The sequence below is a fragment of the Nocardia puris genome (assembly GCF_003315035.1).
GTDB lineage: Bacteria > Actinomycetota > Actinomycetes > Mycobacteriales > Mycobacteriaceae > Nocardia > Nocardia puris.
This window is the reverse complement of the sequence record NZ_QNRE01000005.1, coordinates 358,745-371,842: the sequence shown is the minus strand read 5'-3', so window position 1 is coordinate 371,842 and position 13,098 is coordinate 358,745. Positions and strand designations below refer to the sequence as shown.

The 13,098-nt window shown below is 70.5% G+C and carries 1 protein-coding gene; it reads right to left on the bottom strand.

The features are described 5' to 3' along the window. On the bottom strand, window positions 1–13,056 hold a 13,056-nt coding region (locus tag DFR74_RS17305), incomplete at its 3' end, for an amino acid adenylation domain-containing protein (RefSeq protein WP_411719603.1). Window positions 13,057–13,098: the final 42 nt, after the last annotated feature.

Here is a 13,098-nt window from a genome sequence, read left to right as displayed (position 1 = left end):
GTACATCGCGATCACCAGATCCGCCGAACGCCGAATCGCCAACGCCACCCGATCCTCCGGACGCACACCACGCCCGATCAGATACCGCGCCAGCTGATTCACCCTGGCGTCGAGTTCGGTGTAGGTGAGCTGGATCCGCTCACCCGACGCGGTGTCGGCGACCAGCGCGACCGTGCCCGGGGCGGCCTGCGCCACCGCGTTGTCGAGCAGCGACACCAGGGTCGCGTCGGCGTCGACGGCGTGCGCGGTGTCGTTCCAGGTCCGCAGGATCCGATCCGCTTCGTCACCGGCCAGCAGGTCGATCTCGCCGACCGGCACCGTCACGTCGGCGACGATCGCGTCGAGCACCCGCACGAACCGGTCGGCGAAACCCTGCACGGTGGATTCGTCGAACAGGTCGGTGGCGTAACCGAATTCGGTGACGATCTCGGCCGGGCTGCCGTCCTCGGCGTACCGGTCGTAGAGCGTCACGTGCAGGTCGGTCTTGGCCAGCTGCGAGTCGAAGTCGACCGCGCTCACGTTGAGTCCGGGCAGTTCCAAGGTGGTCTCGGCCAGGTTCTGGAACGACAGGCCGATCTGGAACAGCGGATTGCGCGCCGTGGAACGCTCCGGGTTGAGCACCTCCACCAGTCGCTCGAACGGCACGTCGGCGTTGGCGAACGCCTCCAGATCGCGTTCGCGCACATCGGCGAGCAGGTCGGCGAACCGGTCGCCGGGCCGCACCGAGGTGCGGAACACCAAGGTGTTCACGAACATACCGATGAGGTCGTCGAGCTCACGCTCACCGCGGCCCGCGATCGGGGTGCCGACGGCGATGTCGTCGGTGCCGGAGAGGCGCGCGAGCAGCACCGCCAGCGCGGCGTGCACGACCATGAACAGCGAGGCGTTATTGGCGCGCGCCAATTCCGCCAGTTCCGCGTGCCTGCTCGGCGACAGTTCGAAGCGAATCGCCTTGCCGTGGAACGACTGCGCGGGCGGGCGCGGCCGGTCGGCGGGCAGCTCGAGCTGGTCGGGCAGGCCGGCCAGCGCGGTCCGCCAGTAGGCGACCTGCCGGGCGGCCACCGACTCCGGATCGTCCTCGTCGCCCAGCACGGTGCGCTGCCACAGCGCGTAGTCGGCGTACTGCACCGGCAGCGGCGCCCACTGCGGCGCCTCGCCCCCGGCGCGCGCCACGTAGGCGGCCATCAGGTCGCGCGCGAGCGGACCCATGGAGGCGCCGTCGGCGGCGACGTGATGCACGACGAACGCGATCACGTGCTCGTCGGGGGCGATGCGGAACAGCGCGACGGCGAGCGGGATCTCGGCGGCGACATCGAAGGTGGTCATCGCGAAGGCGATGACGCGCTCGAGCAGTTCCGACTCGTCGAGCTGGATCGGCTCCAGCACCGGGGTTCCCCGGTCGACCGGCAGGATCACCTGGTGCGGGCCGTCGGGTCCGCTCGGGTAGGTGGTGCGCAGCACCTCGTGGCGCGCGTAGAGGTCGCCGATGGCCTGTTCCAGCGCGCGCACGTCGAGCGCGCCGGACAGCCGGACCGCGAGCGGGATGTTGTCGACCGCCGAGGTGGCCGTGTCGAACTGGTTGAGGAACCAGTAGCGCGCCTGCGCGGGCGAGAGCGGAATCCGTTCCGGCCGGTTGCCCGCGGTGAGCCGGGGCCGCGTGCGGCCCGACCCGGCGATGTTCTCCACGCGGGCGGCCAGCGCCGCGACGGTGGACGCCTCGAACAGGTCACGCACGGTGAGCTGGGCGTCCAGCGCCGCGCCGAGGCGGGCGGTGACCTGGGTGGCGACCAGCGAGTTGCCGCCGAGTTCGAAGAAGTCGTCGTCCAAGCCGACCCGCGTCACCCCGAGGACGTCGCCGAAGGCGCCGGCCACGATCTCCTCGACCGGAGTCGACGGCGCACGGAACGCCTTGATCTCGAACACGGGCGCGGGCAGCGCCTTGCGCTCGAGCTTGCCGGAGGCGTTGAGCGGGAACTCGTCGAGCACCACGAACGCCGACGGCACCATGTACGCGGGCAGGTCCGCCGCCAGGGCGGTGCGCACCGCGTCGATGTCCACGGAGCGACCGGCGGCCGCGATCAGGTAGCCGACGAGCTGGTCACCGAGGCGCTCGTCCGAACGCACGACCACGACCGACTGCGCGACTTCGTCCAGCGCCGTCAGCGCGGACTCGATCTCGCCCAGCTCGATGCGCAGACCACGCAACTTCACCTGGAAGTCGGTGCGGCCCAAGTACTCCAGCTCACCATCGGCCGTCCAGGTGACCAGGTCACCGGTGCGGTACATGCGGGTTCCGCTGCCGAACGGGTCGGCCACGAAACGATCCGAGGTGAGGTCCGGCCGTGCGACGTAGCCGCGGGCCAGTTGCGCACCGGCGAGGTAGAGCTCGCCGGGCACGCCCACCGGCACCGGGTGCAGACGCGAATCCAGCACGTACACCTGCGTGTTGAACACCGGAGCACCGATCGGCACCGTCTGGGTGTCGGCGTCGGTTACCTCGTGGAAGGTGACGTCGACGGCGGCTTCCGTCGGGCCGTACAAGTTGTGCAGGCGAGTTCCGGTGAGCTCACGCAACTTCTGCGCCGTGACAGCGGGTAGCGCTTCACCAGACGCGAAGACGTTACGCAGGCTGGTGCATTCACCCGCGCGATCCTCGGCCACGAACACCGACATCATCGACGGCACGAAGTGCGCCGTCGTGACCCGTTCGGCGGTGATGACATCCACCAAGTAACCGGGATCGCGGTGGCCTTCGGGCTTGGCGATCACCAGGCGCGCACCGATCTGCAAGGGCCAGAAGAACTCCCACACGGACACGTCGAACGTGGCGGGCGTCTTCTGCAACACCACGTCCGCGCCCGTGAGCCCGTACTCGGCCTGCATCCACACCAGACGGTTGACGATCGCGCCGTGCGAGACCGCCACACCCTTCGGGCGGCCGGTCGACCCCGACGTGAAGATCACGTACGCGGTGTTCGACGGACGCAGCGGCGCAACGCGATCCGAGTCCGCCAGCGGGGCGGCGTCGTAGCTGTCGAGGTCGAGGGTGTCGATGGTGAGCGCGGTGACCGACCCGGCGTCGAACTCGTCGCGGGTGGTGGTCAGCACCACGACCGGCTGCGCCAGATCCAGCACATAGTGAGTGCGCTCGGCCGGATGATCCGGATCCAGCGGCACATACGCACCACCGGCAACCGACACCGCGTACATACCCACAACCAGATCCAACGAGCGACGCATACCCAACGCCACCAGCGAATCCGGACCAACACCCAACGAAACCAAATGCCGGGCAAGACGATTCACCCGCGAGGCGAACTCACCATAAGCGAGGCCCGTCCCCTCGAACGTCAACGCCTCGGCATTCGGCGTCCGCGCCGCCTGCGCCTCGAACATCGACACCAACGTCGCCGACGCATCCACCGCATGCCCGGTCGCGTTCCACGACTCCACCACCGCCGACCGCTCGGCGGCCTCCAGCAGCTCCACGTCACCGACCACCACGGCCGGATCCGCGACGACGGCTTCCAGCATCCGCACCAGGCGATCCGCGAACGACGCGACCGTCGGCTCGTCGAAAAGGTCCGTCGCGTAGGCGAACTCGGCGGACAGGCCGTCGGCGGCGGTGCCCGAGAAGTTCAGGTGCAGATCGAACTTCGCGGTCACCACGTCCAGCGGCACGCCCGAGACCTCCAGGCCGGGCAGCTCGAAGCCGGCCTCGCCCTGGTTCTGGAACGAGAGCATGACCTGGAACAGCGGGTGCCGCGCCTGCGAGCGGGCCGGGTTGAGCAGTTCGACCAGCCGCTCGAACGGCAGGTCGGCGTGCCCGAAGGCGGCCAGGTCGGTTTCCCTGGTGCGGGCCAGCAGGTCGGCGAAGCGCTGCGCCGGATCGACGGCGCTGCGCAGCACCAGCGTGTTCACGAACATGCCGATGGCGTCGTCGAGGACGGCCTCACCGCGGCCCGCGACCACGGTGCCGATGGTGACGTCGTCGGTGTTCGACAGCCGCGCCAGCAGCGCGGCGAACGCGGCGTGCACCACCATGAACAGGCTGGCGCCGTGCGCGCGCGCCAATTCCTCACTCGCCCTGGCCAGTTCGGGGCTCAGCGCGAATTCGTAGACGCCGCCCCGGTTGGTGGCCACCGCCGGGCGCTTGCGGTCCGACGGCAGGTCCAGCTGGTCCGGCACCCCGGCCAGCGTGCGCGACCAGTAGTCGACCTGCGCGGCGATCAGCGAGTCCGGATCGTCCTCGGAGCCCAGGGTTTCGCGCTGCCACAGCGCGTAGTCGGCGTACTGCACGGGCAGCGGCGCCCAGCCGGGCGCCTCGCCGCGCGAGCGCGCCGCGTAGGCGAGCATCACGTCGCGGGCCAGCGGGCCGACCGACCAGCCGTCACCGGAGACGTGGTGCACCACGAACACCAGCACGTGGGTGTCGGGCGCGGAGCCGTCCATCGACCCGGCCACCCGGAACAGCGCGGCCCGCACGGGCACCGCCGCGGTGACGTCGAATTCGGTGAGCACGACCTCGCGGATGCGGTCGGCCAGATCGGCTTCCGACACCTCGATCGGCGTGAGGTCCGGATGGGCCTGGCCCGCGGGCAGCACGACCTGCACGCCGTGGCCCTCGGCGGTCTCCGGGTAGACGGTGCGCAGCACCTCGTGCCGGTCCACCACGTCGGCCACGGCCAGGCGCAGCGCCTCGGTGTCGAGGGCGCCGACCAGCCGGACCGCGAGCGGGATGTTATTGACCGCGGTCTGGTTGTCGAAACGGTTCAGGAACCACATGCGCTGCTGCGCGAGCGAGAGCGGGATGCGGTCCGGGCGCGGTCCGGCCACCAGGGCGTGGCGCGGCCTTCCGTCGGCTTCCACACCGGCCCTGGCGGCCAGCGCGGCGACGGCGGGCGCCTCGAAGAGGTCGCGCACCGAGAGGTTCGCGCCGACCGCCCGGTTGATGCGGGCGATCACCTGGGTGCCGACGAGCGAGTTGCCGCCGAGTTCGAAGAAGTCGTCGTCCAAGCCGACCCGGTCCACGCCGAGGACGTCGCCGAACGTGCTCGCGACGATCTCCTGGATCGGGGTGGCGGGTGCGCGGAATGCCTTGACCTCGAACACCGGAGCGGGCAGCGCCTTGCGATCCAGCTTGCCGGAGGCGTTGAGCGGGAACTCGTCGAGCACCACGAACGCCGACGGCACCATGTAGCCGGGCAGTTCGGCGCCGAGATGGGTACGCACCGCGTCGAGGTCGATCGCGTGCCCGGCCGCGGCCACGAGATAGCCGACGAGCTGGTCGCCGAGGTGCTCGTCCGAGCGCACCACGACCACGGCCTGCGCGACCTCGTCCAGCGCCGTGGCCGCCGACTCGATCTCGCCCAGCTCGATCCGCAGACCACGCAACTTCACCTGGAAGTCCGTGCGGCCCAAGTACTCCAGCTCACCGTCCGCCGTCCAGGTGACCAGGTCACCCGTCCGGTACATGCGCGCACCGGCGGCGAACGGGTCCGCGACGAACCGGTCGGCCGTCAGGTCGGGGCGCGCCACATAACCGCGCGCCAACTGCACACCGGCGAGGTACAGCTCACCCGGCACACCCACCGGCACCGGATGCAGACGCGAATCCAGCACGTACACCTGCGTGTTGAACACCGGCGCACCGATCGGCACCGTCTGCGTATCCGCGTCGGTCACCTCGTGGAAGGTGACATCGACAGCAGCCTCCGTCGGGCCGTACAGATTGTGCAGACGGGCACCCGTGAGTTCCCGGAGTTTCTGCGCCGTGACAGCAGGCAGCGCCTCACCGGAGGCGAAAACATTACGCAGGCTGGTGCACTCACCGACCCGCTCCTCGGCCACGAACACCGACATCATCGACGGCACGAAGTGCGTGACGCTGACCCGCTCGGCGGTGATCACGTCGACCAGGTACGCCGGATCGCGATGCCCGTCGGGCTTGGCGACGACCAGGCGCGCACCGATCTGCAAGGGCCAGAAGAACTCCCACACCGACACGTCGAACGTGGCCGGGGTCTTCTGCAACACCACATCGTCGGTGGTCAGACCGTACTCCGACTGCATCCACACCAGACGGTTCACGATCGCCGAATGCGACACAGCCACACCCTTCGGCCGACCCGTCGAACCCGACGTGAAGATCACGTACGCCGTATTCGACGGACGCAGCGGCGCAACACGATCCGCATCGCTCAGCGCCTCGTCCGCGTAGCCCGAAACGTCCAGCGTGTCGATCTCCAGCGCCGCGACGGAACCGGTGTCGAACTCGTCCCGCGAGGTGGTCAGCACTACGACCGGCTGCGCCAGATCCAGCACATAGTGAGTGCGCTCGGCCGGATGATCCGGATCCAGCGGCACATACGCACCACCGGCAACCGACACCGCGTACATACCCACAACCAGATCCAACGAGCGACGCATACCCAACGCCACCAGCGAATCCGGACCAACACCCAACGAAACCAAATGCCGGGCAAGACGATTCACCCGCGAGGCGAACTCACCATAAGTCAGCGTGGCGAAGCCACTCGATGAGGGGCGGTGGTCGGGCGACGGGTGGGCGAGACCCGTCCCCTCGAACGTCAACGCCTCAGCATCAGGTGTCCGCGCGACCTGCGCCTCGAACAACGACACCAACGTCGCCGACGCATCCACCGCATGCCCGGTCGCATTCCAGCCCTCGACGACAGAGGACCGCTCGGCGGCGTCCAGCAACTCCACGTCACCGACCACCACGCCCGGATCGGCCACCACCGCGGACAGCATCCGCACCAGGCGATCCGCGAACGACGACACTGTGCTCGCGTCGAACAGGTCCGTCGCGTAGGCGAATTCGGCGCTCATGCCCTGCGGCGCCCCGTCGGCGTCCATGTCCTCCACCAGGATCAGCTGGAGGTCGAACTTGGCCAGTGGAACCGCCATGTCGACGCCGGAGACCGTTAGGCCCGGCAGTTCGAAGGTGTTCGGCGCGGTGTTCTGGAAGGTCAGCGCCACCTGGAACAGCGGGTGCCTGCCCGGCGAGCGCACCGGGTCGAGCACCTCGACCAGCCGCTCGAACGGCACGTCGGCGTGGCCGAAGGCGTCCACGTCCACGCGGCGCACCGCGCGCAGCAGGTCGGTGAAGGTCTCGCCGGGTGCCACCTGGGTGCGCAGCACCAGGGTGTTGACGAACATGCCGATCAGGTCGTCGAGCGCCCGCTCGCCGCGGCCCGCGATGGGTGTGCCGATGGCGATGTCCTCGGTACCCGACAGGCGCGCCAGCAGCGCGGCGAACGCGGCGTGCACCACCATGAACAGCGTCGAATTGTGTTCCTGCGCCAGCTCGCGCAGCGCCGCGTGCACCTCGGCGGGCACGGTGAAGGTCACCGTGTCGCCCCGGTTGGACGCGGTCGCCGGGCGCGGCCGGTCGGCGGGCAGGTCCATCTGCTCCACCAGCCCGGCCAGCTCGCGCCGCCAGAAGTCCAGCTGCCCGGAGATCAGCGACTCCGGATCGTCCTCGGCGCCCAGCACCGCGCGCTGCCACAGCGCGTAGTCGGCGTACTGCACGTCCAGCGGGCGCCACGCGGGCTCCTCGCCGTCCACGCGGGCGCCGTAGGCGATCATCACATCCCTGGTCAGCGGGCCCATGGAGAAGCCGTCGGCCGAGATGTGGTGCACCACCAGCGCGAGCACGTGCTCGGTGGGGCTGATCTCGAACAGCCTGGCGCGGAAGGGCACCTCGGCGGTGACGTCGAACGCGGTCAGCACCACCTCGGAAAGGCGTTGCGGCAGTTCGGCTTCGGTGGTGTCGATCGGGCTCAGGTCCGGGATCACCTGTGCCGTGGGCACGATCCGCTGGAAGCCGACGCCGTCGATCTCCGGGTAGTAGGTGCGCAGCGACTCGTGCCTGGCGAGCACGTCGGCGACCGCGATCTGCAACGCCTGCCGGTCCAGCAGGCCCGACAGCCGCACCGCGGCGGGGATGTTGTCGGCCGCGGCCGACGCGGCGAACCGCTCGCCGCCGCCCATGTTGAAGCGGTTCAGGAACCACATGCGCTGCTGCGCCAGCGAGAGCGGGATCCGCTCCGGGCGGCGCTGCGGCACCAGAGCCGCCTTGCCGCCCGCGCCCGCCTTGGACTCGGTGCGCGCCGCGAGCGCCGCCACCGTGGACGCCTCGAACAGTTCGCGCACGCCGAGGTCGGTCTCCAGCGCGACCGAGAGCCGCGCCGCCACCTGGGTGGCGCTGAGCGAGTTGCCGCCCAGGGCGAAGAAGTCGTCGTCCAGGCCGACCCGGTCCAGGCCGAGCACGTCGGCGAAGGTGCGCGCGACGATCTCCTCCACCGGCGTGGTGGGCGCGCGGAACACCGCGGCCTCGAACACCGGCGCGGGCAGCGCCTTGCGGTCCAGCTTGCCGGAGGCGTTGAGCGGGAACTCCGCCAGCGTCATCACCAGCGCGGGCACCATGTAGGCGGGCAGCTGCCTGGCCAGGTCCTCGCGCACCAGCTCGCCGTCCACCTGCGCGCCCGGCGCGGGCACCACGTAGGCCACCAGCTGATCGCCGGTGTGCTGATCGGAGCGCACCACCACGACCGACTGCGCGACCTCGTCCAGCGCCGTCAGCGCCGACTCGATCTCGCCCAGCTCGATCCGCAGACCGCGCAGCTTCACCTGGAAGTCCGTGCGGCCCAAGTACTCCAGCTCACCATCGGCGGTCCACGCCACCAGGTCGCCGGTGCGGTACATGCGGGTTCCGTCGCCGAACGGATCGGCCACGAACCGGTCCGAGGTCAGATCGGGCCGCGCCACGTAACCGCGCGCCAGCTGGGCGCCCGCCAGGTACAGCTCGCCCGCGACACCCACCGGCGCGGGACGCAGACGCGAATCCAGCACGTACACCTGGGTGTTGAACACCGGGGCGCCGATCGGCACCGTATCGGTGTCGGCCTCGGTCACCTCGTGATAGGTGACGTCGACCGCGGCCTCGGTCGGGCCGTACAGGTTGTGCAGGCGCGCGCCGGTCAGCTCGCGCAACCGGTGCGCGGGCTTCGGCGGCAACGCCTCACCGGAGGCGAAGACCATGCGCAGCGCCGTGCAGCGCGCCGCGGCGCCGTCGGCCACGAACACCGCCAGCATGGACGGCACGAAGTGCGTGACGCTGACCCGCTCGGCCGCGATCACGTCGGCCAGGTACGCCGGATCGCGATGCCCGTCGGGCTTGGCGACGACCAGGCGCGCACCGATCTGCAAGGGCCAGAAGAACTCCCACACCGACACGTCGAACGTGGCCGGGGTCTTCTGCAACACCACATCGTCGGTGGTCAGCCCGTACTCCGACTGCATCCACACCAGACGGTTCACGATCGCCGAATGCGACACAGCCACACCCTTCGGCCGACCCGTCGAACCCGACGTGAAGATCACGTACGCGGTATTCGACGGACGCAGCGGCACACGGCGATCCGCGTCGGTGACCGGCGTGTCCGGCAGGCCGGAGAGGTCGAGCAGATCGATGCGCACCTGCGCGGTGTCGATGTCCAGATCGTCCCCGGAGGTGAGCACGCACACCGGATCCGCCGTCGCCAGAATGTATTCCGTGCGCTCGGCCGGGTGATCCGGGTCCAGCGGCACGTACGCGCCGCCGGCCACGGCGACGGCGTACATGCCGATCACCAGGTCCAGCGACCGGCGCATACCGAGCGCCACCGAGGTCTCCGGGCCCACACCGCGATCGATGAGCCAGCGCGCCAACCGGTAGACCTCTGCCGAGAACTCCGCGTACGTAAGGCTGGTGCCGTCGAAGGTGAGCGCGGTCGCCTCCGGTGTCGCGGCGACCTGCGCCTCGAACATCGAGACCAGCGTCGCCGCGTCGTCCACCTCGTGCGCGGTGTCGTTCCAGCCGCGCACGAGCAGTTCGCGTTCGGCGGTGTCGACGAGCGCGATATCGCCCACGGCCACACCGGGTTCCGCGGTGACGGCGGTCAGCACCCGCACGAGCCGGTCGGCGATGCGGCGCACGGTCTGCTCGTCGAACAGGTCGCGCAGGTAGCCCGCGCGGATGCGCAGCCGCGAATCCAGCTGCGCGATCAGCGTCAGCGGGTAGTGCGTGGCGTCGGCCGCGTCCAGTCCCGCCAGCGCCATCCCGTCGATATCGGCGGCCTGGGACTTGATGCCCTCGGCGTCCACCGGATACGACTCGAACACCACCAGGGTGTCGAACAGCGCGCCCACCCCGGCCGCCGACTGGATGTCGGCCAGGCCCACGTAGTGGTGGTCGAGCAGATCGGCCTGCTCGCCCTGGGTGCGCACGAGCAGCTCGCGCGCGGACTCCGACGGACCGAAGCGCACCCGCACCGGCACGGTGTTGATGAACAGGCCCACCATCGATTCCACGCCGGACAACTGCGCGGGACGACCCGAGACCGTGGTGCCGAACAGCACGTCGTCGGTGCCGGTCATGCGGCCGACGAGGATGCCCCACGCCACCTGGAGCACCGTGTTCGGGGTGACGCCGAGCGAACTCGCCAGCTCGGTGAGCCGCGCGGTGGCGGCCTCGTCCAGCTCGAACAGGTACTCCCCCGACAGCGCGGTGATCTCGCGGCCCGCGTCGGGGCGCGCGAGCAGGGTGGGTTCGCCCACGCCGCGCAGCGCGTCGGCCCACGCGGCCACCGAGGCCGAATGATCCTGGCGCGCCGTCCATTCCAGGAAGTGACGGTAGGAGCGCACGGCGGGCAGCGCCGACGGGTCGGCGTGCGTCGCGTACAGCACCAGCAGGTCGCGCATGAGCAGCGGCATCGACCAGCCGTCGAGCAGGATGTGGTGGTTGGCCACCACGAACCGCCACTCGTCGGCCGCCACTTGGATCAGCGTGAAGCGGATCAGCGGCGGCGCGGCGAGATCGAAGCGCCGCAACCGGTCCGCCTCGATGAGGTCGTCGGCCGCACCGGTCTCGGAGCGGTCGTACTCGGCCCACGCCACGCGCACGCCGTCCAGCACGACCTGCACGGGGCTGCCGTCGTGGTCGCTGACGAACGCGGTGCGCAGATTCTCGTAGCGGTCCACCAGCGCCTGCGCGGCGGCGCGCAGCCGGGCCGCGTCGACCCGTCCGGTGAGCGTGAGCACCGCCTGCGCGGTGTAGACGTCCACCGAGCTCGCGGCCAGGCGGGCGTGGAACAGCAGGCCCGCCTGGAGCGCCGAGAGCGGCCACACGTCAGACAGCGCCGGGAACTGCCGCTCCCAGCCGTCTATATCGCGCTGCGTCGCGCGCACCAGGGCGAAGTCGGACGGGGTGTGCCCGCCCGCGCCGGTCGAATTGGCGTGCCGGGCAACCGCTTCCAGCGCCGTGGTCCACAGGTTCGCGAATTCGCGCACCTCGTCGCCGGAGAGCAGGGTGGCCGGGTAGCCGATATTGGCGGTGAGCTTGTCACCCACCACGATGGCGTTCACGTCCAGCGGGGCCATGGCGGGCATATCGGCGTCGTACGCGCCGGCCAGCGCGCCGAGTTCACCGGCCGGGGTCCAGCCGTAGCCGCGCAGCGCCTCGGGCACATCGCTGTCGGAGACGCGGCCCAGGTAGTTGAAACTCACCTGGCCGGGCAGCCGCTCGGGCAGTTCGCCCGCGGTGCGCGGGTTCAGGTAGCGCAGCAGGCCGTAGCCGATGCCCTTGTCCGGCACCGCGAGCAGCTGCTCCTTGACCGCCTTCACGGCCTTGCCGAGCGCCGGTCCGCCCGCGAGGGCGGCGTCCACGTCCACGCCGGTGAGGTCCAAGCGCACCGGGAAGATGGCGGTGAACCAGCCGACGGTGCGCGAGAGGTCGGCGCCGGGCACCACGTCTTCCTCGCGGCCGTGGCCTTCCAGGCGCACCAGCAGCGCGTCATCGGGGCGGGCGCCGGTCCTGGCGGCGCGCCACTTCGCGGTGGCCAGGGCCAGCGCGGTGAGCAGGCCGTCGTTCACACCGCCGTGGAACAGGGCGGGCACGGTGGTCAGCAGGGCCTTGGTGACCTCGGCGGACACCTCGACCTTCACCTTCTCCACGGTCCGCGAGGTGTCGACCGCCGGGTCCATCGGGCGCGCGGTGAGCAGCGGGTCGGGGGTGTCGACCACGGCGTGCCAATGGTCGAGTTCAGCGGTGCGCCCGGCACTTTCGGCCTCGCGGGCCAGCGCGTGCGACCAGGCCCGCATGGAGGAGGCGGGCGCGACGAGCTCGGGCTGCTGACCGGCGGTCAGCTGGCCCCACGCGGCGACGAAGTCGGGCACCAGGATGCGCCACGACACACCGTCGACGACCAGGTGGTGCGCCACCACGATCAGGCGGCCCATCCGGGTGGGCTCGTCGGGTTCCAGCCACACGAACCGGATCACCTGACCGGTCGCGGGATCGAGCTTGTCCAGTTCGGAATCCAGTGCGGCCGAAGCGATGTCGAAGAGTTCGGCGTCGGTGGCGGCGGCCGGGAACTCGACCCGCTCGATGAGCGCGTCCACGTCGACGGTGCCGGGCGCGGCGGTCTGCAACACCCAGTCGCCGCCGGCGCGGCGCAGGCTGGAACGCAGCATGTCGTGGCGATCGATCACCGCGCCGACGGTGGCGGCGATGCCGGTGTGGTCGATGCCGAGCGGCAGCTCCAGCGCGATGGTCTGGTTGAACCGGCGGAACGAGCCGGGGCGTTCGGCCATGAACCGCACCACCGGGGTGAGCGGCATGGTGCCGACGCCGCCGCCGGGCAGTTCGGGCAGCGCGGCCACGGCGGGCGCGGCGGCGTCGGCGGTCTCGGCCACGGCGGCCAGGCCCGCGACGGTCTTCTGCTCGAAGACGTGTCGCGGCGTGAACACCACACCGCGCGCCTTGGCGCGGGAGACCAGCTGGATGGAGACGATGCTGTCGCCGCCCAGGGCGAAGAACGAATCGTCCACACCGACCCGCTCGACGCCGAGCACCTCGGCGAACACCTCGGCGATGGTCTGCTCGAGGGGTGTGCGCGCGGCGCGGAAGGTCACCTCGGTCGCGAAGACGGGTTCCGGCAGGGCTTTTCGGTCGAGCTTGCCGACCGGGGTCAGCGGGACCCGATCGATCACCATGATCGCCGACGGCACCATATACGCCGGGAGACGATCCTC